Here is a 16283-nt window from a genome sequence, read left to right as displayed (position 1 = left end):
CGGGCACGCCGAGATGGACAACGCAATAAAAAATGCCCGCCTCCGATCACTTCCAAGACCGGAGGCGGGCAAACGTTCAGTGAACGCTGGACTGGATCGCGTTACGGCGCTCAGCCCTGCGCGGGGTTCTCGTACTCGCCGATCAGCTGGGCGCGCGCGAGCGTGTGGAACCGGAGGTTGAAGCCGACCACGGCCGGCGAGGCGTCCGCGTCCGGACCCAGCTTCTCCTGGTCCACCGCGTACACCGTGAAGACGTACCGGTGCGGGCCGTCCCCGGGAGGCGGAGCGGCACCGCCGAAGTCCTTCGTCCCGTAGTCGTTCCGCGCGTGCACGGCACCCTCGGGCAGCCCCTCGAACTTGCCGCCGCCCGCACCCGCGGGCAACTCGGTCACCGAGGCCGGGATGTCGAACAGGACCCAGTGCCAGAACCCGCTGCCGGTCGGCGCGTCCGGGTCGTAGCAGGTCACGGCGAAGCTCTTGGTCTCCGGGGGAAAGCCCTCCCAGCGCAGCTGCGGCGAGGTGTTGCCCTCCGCGTACACCTGGGCGCTTCCCAGCGTGGCACCCTCCCGGACGTCCTCGCTCGTCACCGTGAACGACGGCACGGGCGGATGGAAGTCATGGGGGAGCGGCCGCCGCTTGAGCTCGGTCACCTCGGTACCTCCTGATCGATGATCTGGAACCAGCAGCTCCGAGCCTAGAACCAGTTGCGCTTGCTGCCGACCTCGGACAGCCACTGGTTGAGGTAAGCCGCCCAGTCGGTCCCCTGCCAGTCGTTCAGGCCCACCTGGAAGGACCGGTAGGTGTCCGAGCCCTCGCTGAACAGACCCGGCTTCTTGTCCATCTCCAGCACGACGTCCATCGCGTGCTCGTCCGCCACGAAGCTCAGCTCGACCTGGTTCAGGCCCCGGTACTGCGCCGGCGGGAGGAACTCGATCTCCTGGTAGAACGGCAGCTTCTGCCGCGTACCCCGGATGTGGCCGCGTTCCATGTCCGCGTTCTTGAAGCGGAAGCCCAGCTGGATGAAGGCGTCCAGGATGGCCTTCTGCGCCGGCAGCGGATGCACGTTGATCGGGTCCAGGTCGCCGGAGTCCACGGCCCGCGCGATCGCCAGCTCGGTGGTCACGCCGATGTGCATCCCGTGCAGCGACTGCCCGTCGATCATGGTGACGGGCGTCTCCCAGGGGATCTCCAGCCCGAACGGCACCGCGTGCACGGCACCTGCCTGGAGCTCGAAGGCACCGCCGAGCCGCACCTTCGTGAACTCGATGTCCTGCTTGTACTCCTGGTCGCCGTTCTCCACCTCGACCTTGGCCTGGAGACCGACGGACAGCCCCTCGATGGCCTGGTTCACGGAACCGCCCTGGATCCGCACCTCACCCTGGACGACACCGCCCGGCACCACGTTGACCTCGGTCAGCACCGTCTCGACCGACGCGCCGCCGGCCCCCAGGCTCGCAAGCAGCTTCTTGAACGCCATGGCACTCCCTATTACGAAGAATCCTCGACCGGTACGAACGCGATCCGCCCACGACCGGTTCCGCCGGGCCGGTACGCCCTCTGGACTACCCTCGGAGGGCATGATCGCGCCCCCGGACCGTACGCCACTGCCCCGCACCTTCTTCGACCGCCCGGTCCTGGAGGTCGCCCCGGACCTCCTCGGCCGCATCCTGGTCCGCAGCACACCCGACGGCCCGATCGCCCTCCGCCTCACCGAGGTGGAGGCCTACGACGGCCCGAACGACCCCGGCTCCCACGCCTACCGCGGCCGCACCGCCCGCAACGCCGTGATGTTCGGCCCGCCCGGACACGTCTACGTCTACTTCACCTACGGCATGTGGCACTGCATGAACCTGGTCTGCGGACCCGAGGGCCGGGCGAGCGCCGTGCTGCTGCGCGCCGGCGAGGTGGTGGAGGGCGCCGAGCTGGCCCGCAAGCGACGCCTTTCGGCCCGCAACGACAAGGAACTGGCCAAGGGTCCCGCCCGGCTGGCCACCGCCCTGGGGATCGACCGGGCACTGGACGGCACGGACGCGTGCACCCCGGACGAGACCCCGCTGCGGGTACTGACCGGCACGCCGGTCCCCTCCGACCAGGTACGCAGCGGTCCCCGCACCGGTGTCGCCGGCGTGGGCGGCGACGGCGACCTCCACCCGTGGCGCTACTGGGTGGCGGACGATCCCACCGTCAGCCCCTACCGGGCGCATGTGCCCAGGCGCCGCCGAGGTTGACGCGGCCGGTCGGAGTGCGTAACGTATTCCGAGCCGCTGAACCGGGTACGGCGATCGCCTGCAGCCGGAGCGGCCAACCCACTACCTAGCACAAGCCCTTCGACAGGGTCGTTTCGAGCGCCCTCGTGTGCCCGAATTCGAACCCGCGGGACTCGATTATGAGCCCCGGAAGGAATCGGCTAACGTAGTGAATGTCGAAAGGGCGGACGGCGAAAGCCGAAAGCCCCTGGGCAAATCCCGCCGACCGGGAATCGGAACCGAAAGGATCTGATAGAGTCGGAACCGCCGGAAAGGGAAACGCGAGAGCGGGAACCTGGAAAGCACCGAGGAAATCGGATCGAGAAAAGATCTGATAGAGTCGGAAACGCAAGACCGAAGGGAAGCGCCCGGAGGAAAGCCCGAGAGGGTGAGTACAAAGGAAGCGACCGTTCCTTGAGAACTCAACAGCGTGCCAAAAGTCAACGCCAGATATGTTGATACCCCGTCTCCAGCATCCGCTGGGACGAGGTTCCTTTGAAAAAACACAGCGAGGACGCTGTGTGCGAGGGGACTATTCCTCCTCTCGCACCGCTCTCGTGATGTGTACACCGGATTACCGGTAAACATTCACGGAGAGTTTGATCCTGGCTCAGGACGAACGCTGGCGGCGTGCTTAACACATGCAAGTCGAACGATGAACCTCCTTCGGGAGGGGATTAGTGGCGAACGGGTGAGTAACACGTGGGCAATCTGCCCTGCACTCTGGGACAAGCCCTGGAAACGGGGTCTAATACCGGATATGAGCCTGGGAGGCATCTCCCGGGTTGTAAAGCTCCGGCGGTGCAGGATGAGCCCGCGGCCTATCAGCTTGTTGGTGAGGTAACGGCTCACCAAGGCGACGACGGGTAGCCGGCCTGAGAGGGCGACCGGCCACACTGGGACTGAGACACGGCCCAGACTCCTACGGGAGGCAGCAGTGGGGAATATTGCACAATGGGCGAAAGCCTGATGCAGCGACGCCGCGTGAGGGATGACGGCCTTCGGGTTGTAAACCTCTTTCAGCAGGGAAGAAGCGAGAGTGACGGTACCTGCAGAAGAAGCGCCGGCTAACTACGTGCCAGCAGCCGCGGTAATACGTAGGGCGCAAGCGTTGTCCGGAATTATTGGGCGTAAAGAGCTCGTAGGCGGCTTGTCGCGTCGGTTGTGAAAGCCCGGGGCTTAACCCCGGGTCTGCAGTCGATACGGGCAGGCTAGAGTTCGGTAGGGGAGATCGGAATTCCTGGTGTAGCGGTGAAATGCGCAGATATCAGGAGGAACACCGGTGGCGAAGGCGGATCTCTGGGCCGATACTGACGCTGAGGAGCGAAAGCGTGGGGAGCGAACAGGATTAGATACCCTGGTAGTCCACGCCGTAAACGGTGGGCACTAGGTGTGGGCAACATTCCACGTTGTCCGTGCCGCAGCTAACGCATTAAGTGCCCCGCCTGGGGAGTACGGCCGCAAGGCTAAAACTCAAAGGAATTGACGGGGGCCCGCACAAGCGGCGGAGCATGTGGCTTAATTCGACGCAACGCGAAGAACCTTACCAAGGCTTGACATACACCGGAAAGCATCAGAGATGGTGCCCCCCTTGTGGTCGGTGTACAGGTGGTGCATGGCTGTCGTCAGCTCGTGTCGTGAGATGTTGGGTTAAGTCCCGCAACGAGCGCAACCCTTGTCCCGTGTTGCCAGCAGGCCCTTGTGGTGCTGGGGACTCACGGGAGACCGCCGGGGTCAACTCGGAGGAAGGTGGGGACGACGTCAAGTCATCATGCCCCTTATGTCTTGGGCTGCACACGTGCTACAATGGCCGGTACAAAGAGCTGCGATACCGTGAGGTGGAGCGAATCTCAAAAAGCCGGTCTCAGTTCGGATTGGGGTCTGCAACTCGACCCCATGAAGTCGGAGTCGCTAGTAATCGCAGATCAGCATTGCTGCGGTGAATACGTTCCCGGGCCTTGTACACACCGCCCGTCACGTCACGAAAGTCGGTAACACCCGAAGCCGGTGGCCCAACCCCTTGTGGGAGGGAGCTGTCGAAGGTGGGACTGGCGATTGGGACGAAGTCGTAACAAGGTAGCCGTACCGGAAGGTGCGGCTGGATCACCTCCTTTCTAAGGAGCATCTAGCTGCCGCAAGGCAGCCAGAGCCACTACGTCGGCGAATGTTCGACGGTGGTCAGCTCATGGGTGGAACGTTGACTACTCGGCACACTTGATCTTCTGGTCTTCTTAGTACTGCTTCGGCGTGGAACGGAACGGCTGGGTGGTGAGGGTGTCGGGCACGCTGTTGGGTGTCTGAGGGAATGAACTTTCCTCAGTTGCCGGCCCCAGTGAACTTCGGATTCGTCCGGGGGTGATGGGTGGCTGGTCGTTGTTTGAGAACTGCACAGTGGACGCGAGCATCTGTGGCCAAGTTTTTAAGGGCGCACGGTGGATGCCTTGGCACCAGGAACCGATGAAGGACGTGGGAGGCCGCGATAGTCCCCGGGGAGTCGTCAACCAGGCTTTGATCCGGGGGTTTCCGAATGGGGAAACCCGGCAGTCGTCATGGGCTGTCACCCGCTGCTGAACACATAGGCAGTGTGGAGGGAACGCGGGGAAGTGAAACATCTCAGTACCCGCAGGAAGAGAAAACAACCGTGATTCCGGGAGTAGTGGCGAGCGAAACCGGATGAGGCCAAACCTTCGACGTGTGAGACCCGGCAGGGGTTGCGTCGTGGGGGTTGTGGGATCTCTCTTCTACGGTCTGCCGGCCGTGGGACGAGTCAGAAACCGTTGATGTAGGCGAAGGACATGCGAAAGGTCCGGCGTAGAGGGTAAGACCCCCGTAGTCGAAACGTCAGCGGCTCGTTTGAGAGACACCCAAGTAGCACGGGGCCCGAGAAATCCCGTGTGAATCTGGCGGGACCACCCGCTAAGCCTAAATATTCCCTGGTGACCGATAGCGGATAGTACCGTGAGGGAATGGTGAAAAGTACCGCGGGAGCGGAGTGAAATAGTACCTGAAACCGTGTGCCTACAAGCCGTGGGAGCGTCGGACATCAGCTTGCTGGTGTCTCGTGACTGCGTGCCTTTTGAAGAATGAGCCTGCGAGTTTGCGGTGTGTTGCGAGGTTAACCCGGGTGGGGAAGCCGTAGCGAAAGCGAGTCCGAATAGGGCGTTTTAGTAGCACGCTCAAGACCCGAAGCGGAGTGATCTAGCCATGGGCAGGTTGAAGCGGAGGTAAGACTTCGTGGAGGACCGAACCCACCAGGGTTGAAAACCTGGGGGATGACCTGTGGTTAGGGGTGAAAGGCCAATCAAACTCCGTGATAGCTGGTTCTCCCCGAAATGCATTTAGGTGCAGCGTCGTGTGTTTCTTGCCGGAGGTAGAGCACTGGATAGGCGATGGGCCCTACCGGGTTACTGACCTTAGCCAAACTCCGAATGCCGGTAAGTGAGAGCGCGGCAGTGAGACTGTGGGGGATAAGCTCCATGGTCGAGAGGGAAACAGCCCAGAGCATCGACTAAGGCCCCTAAGCGTACGCTAAGTGGGAAAGGATGTGGAGTCGCAGAGACAACCAGGAGGTTGGCTTAGAAGCAGCCACCCTTGAAAGAGTGCGTAATAGCTCACTGGTCTAGTGATTCCGCGCCGACAATGTAGCGGGGCTCAAGCGTACCGCCGAAGTCGTGTCATTGCAGCATGAGGGCCAACGCCCGCTGTGATGGGTAGGGGAGCGTCGTCTGCCGGGTGAAGCGGCACTGGAAGGTAGTCGTGGACGGTTGACGAGTGAGAATGCAGGCATGAGTAGCGATACAAACGTGAGAAACGTTTGCGCCGATTGACTAAGGGTTCCTGGGTCAAGCTGATCTGCCCAGGGTAAGTCGGGACCTAAGGCGAGGCCGACAGGCGTAGTCGATGGATAACCGGTTGATATTCCGGTACCCGCTGTGAAGCGTCAAACATCGAATCCAGTGATGCTAAGGCCGTGAAGCCGCCCTGGAGCCTTCGGGCAAAGGGGAGTGGTGGAGCCGCTGACCCAAGTTGGTAGTAGGTGAGTGATGGGGTGACGCAGGAAGGTAGTCCATCCCGGGCGGTGGTTGTCCCGGGGTAAGGGTGTAGGCCGCAAGGTAGGCAAATCCGCCTTGCATGTGGCTGAGACCTGATGCCGAGCCGATTGTGGTGAAGTGGATGATCCTATGCTGTCGAGAAAAGCCTCTAGCGAGTTTCATGGCGGCCCGTACCCTAAACCGACTCAGGTGGTCAGGTAGAGAATACCGAGGCGTTCGGGTGAACTATGGTTAAGGAACTCGGCAAAATGCCCCCGTAACTTCGGGAGAAGGGGGGCCACGTCTGGTGATCGGCTTTGCGCCGTGAGCTGGGGGTGGCCGCAGAGACCAGCGAGAAGCGACTGTTTACTAAAAACACAGGTCCGTGCGAAGCCGTAAGGCGATGTATACGGACTGACGCCTGCCCGGTGCTGGAACGTTAAGGGGACCGGTTAGCTCACTTTCGGGTGGGCGAAGCTGAGAACTTAAGCGCCAGTAAACGGCGGTGGTAACTATAACCATCCTAAGGTAGCGAAATTCCTTGTCGGGTAAGTTCCGACCTGCACGAATGGCGTAACGACTTCTCGACTGTCTCAACCATAGGCCCGGTGAAATTGCACTACGAGTAAAGATGCTCGTTTCGCGCAGCAGGACGGAAAGACCCCGGGACCTTTACTACAGTTTGATATTGGTGTTCGGTTCGGCTTGTGTAGGATAGCTGGGAGACTGTGAAGCTCGCACGCCAGTGTGGGTGGAGTCGTCGTTGAAATACCAGTCTGGTCGTGCTGGATGTCTAACCTGGGTCCGTGATCCGGATCAGGGACAGTGTCTGATGGGTAGTTTAACTGGGGCGGTTGCCTCCTAAAGGGTAACGGAGGCGCCCAAAGGTTCCCTCAGCCTGGTTGGCAATCAGGTGTTGAGTGTAAGTGCACAAGGGAGCTTGACTGTGAGACCGACGGGTCGAGCAGGGACGAAAGTCGGGACTAGTGATCCGGCGGTGGCTTGTGGAAGCGCCGTCGCTCAACGGATAAAAGGTACCCCGGGGATAACAGGCTGATCTTCCCCAAGAGTCCATATCGACGGGATGGTTTGGCACCTCGATGTCGGCTCGTCGCATCCTGGGGCTGGAGTCGGTCCCAAGGGTTGGGCTGTTCGCCCATTAAAGCGGTACGCGAGCTGGGTTTAGAACGTCGTGAGACAGTTCGGTCCCTATCCGCTGTGCGCGTAGGAGTCTTGAGAAGGGCTGTCCCTAGTACGAGAGGACCGGGACGGACGAACCTCTGGTGTGCCAGTTGTTCTGCCAAGGGCATGGCTGGTTGGCTACGTTCGGGAGGGATAACCGCTGAAAGCATCTAAGCGGGAAGCCTGCTTCGAGATGAGGACTCCCACCCACTTGATGGGGTAAGGCTCCCAGTAGACGACTGGGTTGATAGGCCGGATCTGGAAGCACGGTAACGTGTGGAGGTGACCGGTACTAATAGGCCGAGGGCTTGTCCATTGATGCTCGCGTCCACTGTGTATGTTCTGAGGCAACGAACGGTTGCCGGCTCAGAGCTGAACCGAGAACACAAGTAAAGAGTGTGCTTGTTCGCTCGAAACCATTAGGGTTTCGGTGGTCATAGCGTGAGGGAAACGCCCGGTTACATTCCGAACCCGGAAGCTAAGCCTCACAGCGCCGATGGTACTGCAGGGGGGACCCTGTGGGAGAGTAGGACGCCGCCGAACAATCTTTGGAGGACCCCTGGTCACCAGCGTTCAGCTGGGACCAGGGGTCCTTTTGTTTTTACAATGCTTGCGGTACCACAGACAGGAGTCACCATGTCCACCAACTCTCCCGGCGACCGTCCGGAGCGCGACCAGCGGCGACGGGACAGTGGTGACCGGGGTGACCGCGGCGGCTTCCGGCGAGACAACGACCGCCGGGACAGCGAGCGTCGCGGCAGTGACCGGGGCGGCTACGACCGTGGCGGCTACGGCCGGCGCGACGATCGCCGCGATGACCGTCGTGACGACCGGCGTGATGACCGTCGTGGTGGTGGGTTCCGTCGCGAGGGCGACCGGGGCGGGCGTCCGGGGTTCCAGCGGGACGACCGTGACCGTGGTGAGCGCGGCGGCTTCCGCCGTGACGACCGCCGCGATGACCGGCGCGATGACCGACGGGACGACCGGGGAGACCGCGGGTTCCGTCGCGACGACCGCCGCGACGACCGGCGGGACGACCGGGGTGACCGTCCGTCGTACCGCCGTGACGACGACCGCGGTGGCTTCCGCCGTGACGACCGTCGCGACGACCACCGTGGTGGTTTCGGGCGCCGTGACGACCGTCGCGACGACCGGCGGGACGACCGTGAGCGCGGTGAGCGCGGCGGCTTCCGGCGCGACGATCGCCGCGATGACCGTCGTGACGACCGGCGTGATGACCGTCGTGGTGGTGGGTTCCGTCGCGAGGGCGACCGGGGCGGACGTCCGGCGTTCCAGCGGGACGACCGTGACCGCGGTGAGCGCGGCGGCTTCCGCCGTGACGACCGCCGCGATGACCGGCGCGATGACCGACGGGACGACCGGGGAGACCGCGGGTTCCGTCGCGACGACCGGCGGGACGACCGCCGTGACGACCGGCGGGACGACCGGGGTGACCGTCCGTCGTACCGCCGTGACGACGACCGCAGTGGCTTCCGCCGTGACGACCGGCGCGATGACCGCCGTGACGACCGTGGTGGCTTCCGTCGGGACGACAGCCGTGGGGAGCGCGGTGGTTTCCGGGGACGGGACGACCGCGGCGGCCGTGGGCCCCGCAGGGACGACCGCGGTGGCCGGCCGGGCGGCGGCTTCCGGGGACGTGACGGACGGGACGACCGCCGTGGCGGTGGCCGGTTCCGCGACGAGCGGGACCGGGACAGGGACCGGGAGCCGATCAAGCGGCTGCCGATCCCGGAGGACGTCACCGGCGACGAGATTGACAAGGACGTCCGGCAGGAGCTGCAGAGCCTGCCCAAGACGCTCGCGGAGGACGTCGCCAAGAACCTGGTGATGGTCGCCCGGCTCATCGACGAGGACCCCGAGGGCGCCTACGGCTACTCCAAGGTCGCCCTGCGCCTGGCGTCCCGGGTGGCCGCCGTGCGCGAGGCCGCCGGGTTCGCCGCGTACGCGACCCAGAAGTACAGCGAGGCCCTCGCCGAGTTCCGGGCCGCCCGGCGGATGACCGGCACCGTCGAGCTGTGGCCGCTGATGGCCGACTGCGAGCGCGGGCTCGGCCGGCCGGAGAAGGCGCTCGACATGGCCGGCGCCTCGGAGGTGCACAAGCTGGACAAGGCCGGGCAGGTCGAGATGCGGCTCGTCGCCGCCGGCGCCCGGCGTGACATGGGCCAGCTGGACGCGGCCATCGTGACGCTCCAGAGCCCGGAGCTGGCCTCCAACTCGGTGCAGCCCTGGACCGCGCGCCTGCGCTACGCCTACGCCGACGCCCTGCTGGCCGCCGGCCGGGAGCGCGAGGCCCGGGAGTGGTTCGCCAAGGCCGTCGAGGCCGACCGGGACGGCAGCACGGACGCCTCCGACCGGCTCGCCGAGCTGGACGGCGTGGAGTTCGTCGACGCCCTGGCCGAGGACGCCGCGGACGAGCCCGGGGAAGCGGACGAGCCCGGGGAAGCGGCCGGGTCCGGGGAAGCGGCCGGGTCCGCGGACGCCTCCCCGGAGGACGGCGACAAGCACTGACGCCGGCAGTCACCTGAAAGGGGGGCGGGTTCCCATGGAGCCCGCCCCCCTTTTCAGGTCCTGCCCTCGGCTCAGATCTCCAGCGCGCGCAGCACCAGCCCCGACGCCGGCTTCGGGCCGAACGACGTCGACTTGCGGGGCATCGTCACCCCCTGCCGGGCCAGGTCGCGTACGACCTCCTCGCGGACCGGGTGCATCAGGACGGCCGTACCGCCGTCGCGTTCCGCCTTCTCGACCGTCGCCGCCGTGTCGTGGATGTACGCGACGTGCGCCGGGGAGTCCTCGGGGATGCGCCAGACGTGCTCCAGCAGCGTGGCGTGCAGCACCGTGGCGTCCAGCGAGCGCCAGGCGGCCGGCCGGTCCGCCGGGACCGTCCGGGCCAGCAGCCGCGGGTCCGGACGGTCGAGCAGGTGGAAGGCGCCGTCACCGGCCAGCAGGAACGCGTTGCCCGCGCAGGACGCGTCCGCCAGGGCGGCCAGGGCCTCCGGCAGGGGCGCGTCGAGCCGTCGTACCCGGAACAGGCCCTTCACCGCCCGGAGCGCGTCCGCGACCGGCAGCCCGTGCAGCAGCCGGTGGATGGCGCGGACCCGCAGCGGATAGCGGACGGTGTCGACCAGCAGGACCAGGCCGTAGTCCCAGGGGCTGGGGGAGGGGTGTTCCAGGCGCAGCCGCCGGTAGGTGGCCCAGCGGTGGTGGCCGTCGGCGATCAGTGCCTGGCGGCCGGCCAGGTCCCCCTGGACGCGGGCCAGGTCGACGGGGTCGGTGATGGACCACAGGCGGTGCCGGAAGCCGTCCTCGGTGGTGGTGGCCAGCAGCGGCGGGCGGCTCGCCGTGCGCTCGATCACCTCGGCCGCCGTACCGGTGCCCGCCTCGGCCGCCGTACCGGTGCCCGCCCCGGCCGCCGTACCGGGGGCCATGGCGCCGTCCCCCCGGTAGGTCAGCAGCAGCGGTTCCAGGTTCGCGCGGGTCGCGCGCATCAGGGCGGCGCGGTCGGCGACCACGGGCGGCATGACGTCCTCGTGCGGCAGCACCACGCCCTCGGCGGGCTCCGTGACCCGCAGCGTGCCGATGATCCCGCGCTGGAGCATGCCCTCGCCGTCGCGCTGCTCGTACACGTACAGGCCCGGATCCGGGTCGGCGACGAGGATGCCCTCGGCCAGCCAGCGGCGCAGGGTGTCGGCGGCCTGCTCGGTGCGGGCGCTGGGCGTGCCGGCCTGCGGCAGGATCAGCCGGACGATGTTGTGCGGGTCGGCCGACTGGAGATGGTGCAGGCCGTCGGGCCGTACGACGACGTCGTAGGGAGGGGAAGTGACGGAGGCGAGGCTGCCGACCCGGTCGGGGTCGTAACGCAGGCCGCGGAACGGGGTGAGTTCCAGGCCGCGGCGCGTCGTTGCCTCCGAGTGACCTGCTGTCTTCATCCCGGCATCGTACGTGTGCCGGTGGCATGCGGGATGATCGGGGGAAAGGCGAGTCTACGAGGAGCGATACGGACATGAGCCAAGGCGTCAGGACCAGGCCCGAGGGCAGTGGGCAGCCCCTGAGCGAGGCGTACGACACGGCGCTGCTCGACCTGGATGGGGTGGTCTACGCGGGCGGCAGCGCGATCGCGCACGCGGTCGACTCGCTGGCGGTGGCCCGCTCGGGCGGCATGCGGCTGGCGTACGTCACCAACAACGCGCTGCGCACCCCGGACACGGTGGCCGGGCACCTGACGGAGCTGGGCATACCGACCGGCGCGGACGACGTGATCACCTCCGCGCAGGCCGTCGCCCGGCTGATCAGCGAGCAGGTGCCGGCCGGGGCGCGGGTGCTGGTGATCGGCGGCGATGGGCTCAGGGTGGCGCTGCGCGAGCGCGGCCTGGTGCCGGTGGAGTCGGCGGACGACGACCCGGCGGCGGTCGTCCAGGGCTACGGCGGGCCGGACCTGCCGTGGGGCCGGTTCGCGGAGGCGTCGTACGCCGTCCGGCGGGGCGTGCCGTGGTTCGCGTCCAACACCGACCTGACGATTCCCAGCGGGCGGGGCATCGCTCCGGGGAACGGGGCGGCCGTGGAGGTGGTACGGATCGCGACCGGCGCCGAGCCGCAGGTCGCGGGCAAGCCGCTGCCCCCGATGCACCGCGAGACGATCATCCGGACCGGTGCCGAGCGCCCGCTGGTGGTCGGGGACCGGCTGGACACCGACATCGAGGGCGCGTTCAACGGCGGGGTCGACTCGCTGCTGGTGCTCACCGGAGTCACCGACGGGGCGCAGCTGCTGGCCGCGCCGCCTCACCACAGGCCGACCTATGTGGACGCGGATCTGCGCGGGCTGCTCACCGGGCAGCCGGAGGTCACCGGGGACGGGGCCGGCTTCCGCTGTGGCGGCTGGACGGCGACGGCCGGGGCCGACCGGCTGGAGCTGACGGGCGACGGCGAGGCGCTGGACGGGCTGCGGGCGCTGTGCGCGGCGGCCTGGACGGCGGCGGGCGAGGGTTCCTGCGCGCTGGACGGCGGGAAGGCGCTGGCCCGGCTGGGGCTTTGACGGGTTCGGCTGGGGTGGTCACCCTGCGGCCGTGCGGTCGGGGTGGTCACCCTGCGGCCGTGGCGGTCGGTGGTGGTCACTCCCGGCAGGAGGGGCGACGGGGTCGCACGGGACCAGCGGGACCGGGCACGTACCGGGGATCGAGAAGGAGCGCAGGGTAGGCTAACCTAACCCCGTGTTGGTCGACAGTCCTCCGGAACAGCGCGCGGAGCACGCCCCCGCGCCCCCAACCCGCCATGTGGCCAGGGCCCTTGGGCTCCTGCTCTCGGCCGTGCTCCTGGTGCTCGTCGCCCTGGCGAGCATCGCGATCGGAGCGAAAGGGCTGTCACCGGCCCAGGTCTGGCACGGCCTGTTCCACGACACGGGCACGTACGGCGACGTGGTCGTGGGCGAACGGCTCTCGCGCACGGTACTCGGTCTGCTGGTCGGTGCCGCGCTCGGCCTCTCCGGCGCGGTGCTCCAGGCGCTGACCCGCAACCCGCTGGCCGACCCCGGACTGCTCGGCATCAACGCGGGCGCCTCCGCCGCCGTCGTCACGGCCATGACCTTTCTCGGCGTCACCAGCCTGACCGGCTACGTGTGGTTCGCGTTCCTGGGCGCGGCGGCGGTCGGCGGGCTGGTGTGGTTCCTCGGCGGCAGCCGGGGCGCCACCCCGGTGCGGCTCGCGCTCGCCGGTACGGCGATCACCGCGGCCCTGTACGGCTATCTCCAGGCCGTGATGATCACGGACGGCGCGGCCCTGGGCAAGATGCGCTTCTGGACGGTGGGTTCGCTGGTCTCGGCCACCGACGCGACCATCGTGCAGGTGCTGCCGTTCCTCGCGGTCGGCATGGTGCTGGCGCTGGCGCTGGCCCGGCCGCTGAACGCGGTGGAGATGGGTGACGACACCGCCCGCGCCCTCGGCGCCAACCTCGACCGCACCCGCGCGCTGGCCATGCTGTCCGCCGTGGTGCTGTGCGGTGCCGCGACCGCCGCCTGCGGCCCGATCATGTTCGTCGGCCTGATGGTGCCGCACGTCGTGCGCTCCTTCACCGGCCCCGACCTGCGCTGGATCCTGCCCTACGCCATGGTTCTGGCGCCCGTGCTGCTGCTCGGCGCCGATGTCCTCGGCCGGGTCGTGGCCCGGCCCGCCGAGCTCCAGGTCGGCATCGTCACCGCGCTCATCGGCGGCCCGGTCTTCATCTTTCTCGTACGACGGCGGAGGACGGCCCAGCTGTGAAGACCCACTCCAGGAGCCGTGCCGTGCGCACCCCCGGCGGGCTCTCCGTGCGCCTGGACCCGCGTGCCCTGACCGTCGTCGTGCTGCTGCTGGTCGCCGCCTGCGCCGCCGGCGTCGCCCTGATCGGGACCGGCGACGCGCGGATCCCGGCGGCCGACGTGCTGCGCACGCTCGCCGGGAACGGCACCGCCTACCAGGACTTCATCGTCAACGAACTGCGCCTGCCCCGGGTCCTCGTCGGCCTGCTGGTCGGCGCCTGTCTCGGCCTCGGCGGCGCCCTGTTCCAGTCGATCTCCCGCAACCCGCTGGGCAGCCCGGACGTGCTGGGCCTGTCGCAGGGCTCCACGGCCGGCGCGCTGACCGTGATCGTGCTGCTGTCCGGCAGCGCCTCGCAGGTGACCGCCGGCGCGCTGGCCGGCGGTCTCGCGACCGGTCTCGCCGTCTATCTGCTCGCCTGGAAGCAGGGCGTGCACGGCTACCGGATGGTGCTGGTCGGCATCGGCGTCAACGCGGTCATGACGGCCGTCAACGGCTATCTGCTCACCAAGGCCGACCTGGTCGACGCCGCCCGCGCGGTGGTGTGGATGACGGGTTCGCTCAACGGCCGGGACTGGGCCCAGGTCTGGCCGCTGCTCGCGCTGTGCGTCGTCCTCGTCCCGCTGGTCCTCGTCAACGCCCGGGGCTTGCGGATGATGGAGATGGGCGACGACATCTCCCACGCGCTCGGTGTGCGCGTGCAGTGGGTGCGGCTGCTGCTCATGGTCAGCGCCGTCCTGCTCACCGCCGCCGCCACGGCCGCCGCCGGCCCCGTCAGCTTCGTCGCGCTGACCGCGCCGCAGCTCGCCCGCCGGCTGACCCGCTCGCCGGGGCCCAACCTGGTGCCGTCGCTGTGCATGGGCGCGACCCTGCTGGTCGCCGCCGACTGGGCCTCCCAGCGCGCCTTCGGCGCCGACCAGCTGCCCGTCGGCGTGGTCACCGGCGTGCTCGGCGGCGCCTACCTGCTGTGGCTGCTGGTCACCGAGCGCCGGGCGGGCCGGATATGACCCCCGCCGGCCCGACGAACAATCCGAGGAGCACTGTGAACCGCCTGTCCGCCGAGAACGTCACCCTCGCCTACGACCAGCGTGTCATCGCCGAGCAGCTGTCGGTGGAGATCCCCGATCACTCCTTCACGGTGATCGTCGGCCCGAACGCGTGCGGCAAGTCGACGCTGCTGCGGGCGCTGTCGCGGATGCTCAAGCCCAGCGAGGGCCGGGTGCTGCTGGACGGACAGGCCATCCAGTCGATGCCCGCGAAGAAGGTCGCCCGCACCCTCGGCCTGCTGCCCCAGACGGCCGTCGCGCCCGACGGCATCACGGTCGCCGACCTGGTCGGCCGGGGCCGCTACCCGCACCAGGGCCTGCTGCGCCAGTGGTCGGCCGAGGACGAGCGGGTCGTGCGGGAGTCGATGCGGCAGACCGGCGTGGCCGAGCTGGCCGACCGGTACGTCGACGAGCTGTCCGGCGGGCAGCGGCAGCGGGTGTGGATCGCCATGGCGCTCGCCCAGCAGACCCCGCTGCTGCTCCTGGACGAGCCGACCACCTACCTGGACATCCAGCACCAGATCGACGTCCTCGACCTGTGCGCCGAACTCCACGAGGAGCAGGGCCGGACGCTGGTGGCGGTGCTGCACGACCTCAACCACGCCGCCCGCTACGCCACCCACCTCATCGCCCTGCGCGGCGGGAAGGTGATCGCCGAGGGCGCGCCGGGCGACATCGTCACCGCCGAGCTGGTGGAAGAGGTGTTCGGACTGCGCTGTCAGGTGATCGACGACCCGGAGACGGGCACCCCGCTGGTCGTGCCCGCCGCCCGCAAGGCACGGCTCACAGCAGCTTCCTGAGCCGGAACAGATCCAGCAGGCTCGCCTCCAGCCGTACCCGGCCCGAGCCCCAGGCGGTCGCGAAGTTCAGTTCGCCGTCCACCAGGGCCACCAGGTCGTCCCCGGCCAGGGCGAGCCTGATCTGCGCCTTCTCCCGCGGCGGGCCGGGGAGGGTGGCGTCCACCTCGATCCGCCCGCCCGTCATCCGGCCGGCGAAGGTGACGTCCAGGTCGGTGATGTGGCAGCTCACCGAGCGCTCCAGCGCGGCGGCCGCGCGGACCTCGCCCTCGGCCCCCCGCATGCTGTCCGAAAGCTTCCCCAGTGCGGCGCGGCACTCCTCGATCGTGGCCATCGCCCCCGACGGTACCGCAGCGGTTCGGGGTAGCGTCGGGGCATGAGCGAGACCGTGTCCGAGGCCGGTACGGCGGCGCCGGCCGAACCCGACCGGGCGTCCGAGCCCGCCGCCCCGGCCCCCCTGGGCATCCCGCGCACGCCGACCGGCGACGCGGGCGTCGACGCGTGCCTGGAGCGGCTGGCCGACGCCGACCACCTCGCCACCGACGGACACGCGGAGGTGTACGAGGATGTACTCCGGGGGCTGCGCGACGCGCTCACCGCGCTCGACGCCCGCCCGGAACCTCCGGCGCCCCCGACGCCGTACCCCAGCAGACCGTAACCAGAGCAGGAGCTGAAC

12 protein-coding genes and 3 rRNA genes are annotated in these 16283 nt (G+C 67.8%); 11 read left to right on the top strand and 4 right to left on the bottom strand.

Features of this window, described 5'->3' with window-relative positions; translation table 11 throughout:
- Positions 1-110: 110 nt before the first annotated feature.
- Positions 111-650, bottom strand: a complete 540-nt coding sequence (locus Srubr_RS06545; protein ID WP_189998051.1) for a YbhB/YbcL family Raf kinase inhibitor-like protein — start codon at positions 648-650, stop codon at positions 111-113.
- A gap of 44 nt (positions 651-694) precedes the next feature.
- The gene (locus tag Srubr_RS06540; RefSeq protein ID WP_189998050.1) at positions 695-1477 is read right to left on the bottom strand and encodes a sporulation protein; all 783 of its coding nucleotides are present in this window, start codon (positions 1475-1477) and stop codon (positions 695-697) included.
- A gap of 100 nt (positions 1478-1577) precedes the next feature.
- Here Srubr_RS06540 and Srubr_RS06535 point away from each other — a divergent pair, with 100 nt between their 5' ends.
- The 6 genes from Srubr_RS06535 (at position 1578) to Srubr_RS06510 (ending at position 9988) form a co-directional block, all read left to right on the top strand.
- Complete coding sequence (locus Srubr_RS06535) at positions 1578-2228, top strand: DNA-3-methyladenine glycosylase (protein ID WP_189998049.1); 651 nt, start codon at positions 1578-1580, stop codon at positions 2226-2228.
- Positions 2229-2833: 605 nt separating this feature from the next.
- A 16S ribosomal RNA gene (locus Srubr_RS06530) occupies positions 2834-4360 on the top strand.
- Between the two features lie 295 nt (positions 4361-4655).
- Positions 4656-7775: ribosomal RNA gene (locus Srubr_RS06525) — 23S ribosomal RNA — on the top strand.
- 110 nt (positions 7776-7885) lie between these two features.
- Positions 7886-8002, top strand: a 5S ribosomal RNA gene (gene rrf / locus Srubr_RS06520).
- Together the 16S, 23S and 5S rRNA genes form the textbook arrangement of a ribosomal RNA operon.
- Before the next feature lie 151 nt (positions 8003-8153).
- The gene (locus Srubr_RS06515) at positions 8154-9308 is read left to right on the top strand and encodes a hypothetical protein (protein ID WP_203854923.1); all 1155 of its coding nucleotides are present in this window, start codon (positions 8154-8156) and stop codon (positions 9306-9308) included.
- A complete protein-coding gene (locus Srubr_RS06510) occupies positions 9200-9988 on the top strand; it encodes a tetratricopeptide repeat protein (RefSeq protein WP_194732797.1) in 789 nt (262 codons plus the stop codon). The genes Srubr_RS06515 and Srubr_RS06510 overlap by 109 nt, the downstream gene beginning before the upstream one ends.
- Positions 9989-10059: 71 nt before the next feature.
- Here Srubr_RS06510 and Srubr_RS06505 read toward each other — a convergent pair whose 3' ends face one another.
- On the bottom strand, positions 10060-11406 hold the full coding sequence (locus tag Srubr_RS06505) for a DUF1015 family protein (RefSeq protein WP_189996033.1): 1347 nt from the start codon (positions 11404-11406) through the stop codon (positions 10060-10062).
- Between the two features lie 74 nt (positions 11407-11480).
- Here Srubr_RS06505 and Srubr_RS06500 point away from each other — a divergent pair, with 74 nt between their 5' ends.
- The 4 genes from Srubr_RS06500 (at position 11481) to Srubr_RS06485 (ending at position 15610) form a co-directional block, all read left to right on the top strand.
- Positions 11481-12509, top strand: coding sequence for an HAD hydrolase-like protein (locus Srubr_RS06500; protein ID WP_189996034.1), 1029 nt, complete (start codon positions 11481-11483; stop codon positions 12507-12509).
- Between the two features lie 175 nt (positions 12510-12684).
- Positions 12685-13728 carry a FecCD family ABC transporter permease gene (locus Srubr_RS06495; RefSeq protein ID WP_189996035.1) on the top strand — a complete coding sequence of 348 codons (1044 nt, stop codon included), beginning with the start codon at positions 12685-12687 and terminating at the stop codon, positions 13726-13728.
- Positions 13725-14771: a FecCD family ABC transporter permease gene (locus tag Srubr_RS06490; RefSeq protein ID WP_189996036.1), complete on the top strand. Its 1047-nt coding sequence runs from the start codon at positions 13725-13727 to the stop codon at positions 14769-14771. Before Srubr_RS06495 ends, Srubr_RS06490 begins: the two co-directional genes overlap by 4 nt.
- Positions 14768-15610 (top strand): ABC transporter ATP-binding protein, encoded by an 843-nt coding sequence (locus Srubr_RS06485; RefSeq protein WP_189996037.1) that lies wholly within the window; start codon positions 14768-14770, stop codon positions 15608-15610. The genes Srubr_RS06490 and Srubr_RS06485 overlap by 4 nt, the downstream gene beginning before the upstream one ends.
- On the opposite strand, the gene Srubr_RS06480 is transcribed toward Srubr_RS06485, so the two are convergent.
- Positions 15594-15941 (bottom strand): sterol-binding protein, encoded by a 348-nt coding sequence (locus Srubr_RS06480; RefSeq protein WP_189996038.1) that lies wholly within the window; start codon positions 15939-15941, stop codon positions 15594-15596. The genes Srubr_RS06485 and Srubr_RS06480 overlap by 17 nt on opposite strands.
- 42 nt (positions 15942-15983) lie before the next feature.
- Here Srubr_RS06480 and Srubr_RS06475 point away from each other — a divergent pair, with 42 nt between their 5' ends.
- The gene (locus Srubr_RS06475; protein ID WP_189996039.1) at positions 15984-16265 is read left to right on the top strand and encodes a hypothetical protein; all 282 of its coding nucleotides are present in this window, start codon (positions 15984-15986) and stop codon (positions 16263-16265) included.
- The last annotated feature ends 18 nt before the right edge of the window (positions 16266-16283 follow it).

Origin of the sequence: Streptomyces rubradiris (genome assembly GCF_016860525.1) — a bacterium.
GTDB classification, from domain to species: Bacteria; Actinomycetota; Actinomycetes; order Streptomycetales; family Streptomycetaceae; genus Streptomyces; species Streptomyces rubradiris.
Note: the sequence above shows the minus strand (reverse complement) of the source record. Positions and strands in the feature narration are given on the sequence as shown.

What these genes read in the sequence shown, in the direction of transcription:
- Srubr_RS06500 (WP_189996034.1), top strand. Translation starts at nt 11,481, where the DNA reads ATGAGCCAAGGCGTCAGGACCAGGCCCGAGGGCAGTGGGCAGCCCCTG.
- Srubr_RS06540 (WP_189998050.1), bottom strand. Translation starts at nt 1,477, where the DNA reads ATGGCGTTCAAGAAGCTGCTTGCGAGCCTGGGGGCCGGCGGCGCGTCG.
- Srubr_RS06480 (WP_189996038.1), bottom strand. Translation starts at nt 15,941, where the DNA reads ATGGCCACGATCGAGGAGTGCCGCGCCGCACTGGGGAAGCTTTCGGAC.
- Srubr_RS06535 (WP_189998049.1), top strand. Translation starts at nt 1,578, where the DNA reads ATGATCGCGCCCCCGGACCGTACGCCACTGCCCCGCACCTTCTTCGAC.
- Srubr_RS06485 (WP_189996037.1), top strand. Translation starts at nt 14,768, where the DNA reads ATGACCCCCGCCGGCCCGACGAACAATCCGAGGAGCACTGTGAACCGC.
- Srubr_RS06475 (WP_189996039.1), top strand. Translation starts at nt 15,984, where the DNA reads ATGAGCGAGACCGTGTCCGAGGCCGGTACGGCGGCGCCGGCCGAACCC.
- Srubr_RS06505 (WP_189996033.1), bottom strand. Translation starts at nt 11,406, where the DNA reads ATGAAGACAGCAGGTCACTCGGAGGCAACGACGCGCCGCGGCCTGGAA.